We start from the raw sequence: 1388 nt of genomic DNA, 5'->3' as shown, positions 1-1388 counted from the left end.
TTTTGGAAGCAGAGGAAAGGGAGTGGAACGCGGAAGATGCGGTGGGGGAATGGGGAAGTATCAGTGCGAAGGTGATGCGCACCTTAGAATCTGGACAATACCAGCCCGAAACGGGAAGGATAGAAATGGGGCAGCACGGGAAGTTTTCTTTTGGACAGCCGGGAGATAGAAGCAGGCTTGGGGCGAATCACGGTGGGCAAATGGTAGTGCAGCCGAAAAGGAATATGGTGCAGCGAGCAGCACAACCGTTGACGGGGGATACGTTGACCTATGGCGAAAGCATGAGGGCAGAGAGGAGCGTAAAGGAAAACAAAACTGGCTTGCCTGATCGCCTCAAGGCAGGGATAGAGAACCTCTCTGGCTACTCGATGGATGATGTGAGGGTGCATTACAACTCGTCGAAACCGGCTCAATTGCAGGCATTGGCTTATGCACAGGGGACGGAGATACATGTTGGGCCGGGGCAGGAGAAGCATTTGGCTCATGAGGCGTGGCATGTGGTGCAGCAGAAGCAGGGGCGAGTGAGGAGCAATAAAACCAAAAACGGAGAGCGGATCAATTTCAACAGGGTTAAGGAACGGGAAGCGGACAGAATGGGTGAGAAGGCGCAAGCGGTTTCAGGGCGTGTAGGGGAGGAACCCGGGCAGAAGATGGTTCGAGACAGACAAAAAGAGTCTAAGGTGACAGAAATAGATGATTGGATGGGCGACGATGCGACTAAAGGAAGGACAGAAAAAAAACCGATAAAACCAAAAACAAAAAAACCGAAAAGACGTTTGTTCGGGTCAGCAGAAACAATACAATTAACCGATACGAGTTTGGGTAGTAGAGAAGGGGGCGTGGTTGACGACAGTACGCCTGTAGGGACTGTAGTAGAGATTCCTAAACAGCATAATCAATCATGGTATAGATGGAGCAAGGAAGACCTTGTAAATAATGGATGGGATTCTGTCACAGCCGCTCAAACCGCAATCGCAATCAATGATGTCTATACAGAGCGATCAGAGCTAGTAATTACGAAAGTTCCTGAAGGAAGTTATCACAAGGAGGGAGAGAGTTGGGTACAACCAAAGAAGGAGAAAGGGGCAAAAAAAAGCAGATTCAGGATCGCAAATAAATTCCTGGCTAGGGTAACCAACTATTAGGGAAAAAAAGGTACATAGGGATGGGGCCGACAGGTCCAACGAGGAATTGTAAAACCATGTTTCCTATAAAAAATCAAAAGGAAAAAACAAGAGCGGAGGTAGAAACCAAACCAGTGGCACAGATTCGCTGGAGGAGGATGGTGTGGTAATGGAGCAAACCCGAGAGGATGGTGTGTGGGTGTAACTCGTAGAGCATGTGGGTGGAGATCACCACAATGGTAGAGAGGTTGTAAATATTAACCA

Annotated in this window: 1 protein-coding gene; it reads left to right on the top strand. The window is 48.7% G+C overall.

The annotated features are described in order from the left end of the window. The coding region (locus F6K37_RS42455) for an eCIS core domain-containing protein (RefSeq protein ID WP_287257225.1) at nt 1-1145 on the top strand (1145 nt) is incomplete at its 5' end. Between the last annotated feature and the right edge of the window lie 243 nt (nt 1146-1388).

It is taken from the genome of Moorena sp. SIO4E2 (genome assembly GCF_010671945.1).
Classification (GTDB): domain Bacteria; phylum Cyanobacteriota; class Cyanobacteriia; order Cyanobacteriales; family Coleofasciculaceae; genus Moorena; species Moorena producens.
Note: the sequence above shows the minus strand (reverse complement) of the source record. Positions and strands in the feature narration are given on the sequence as shown.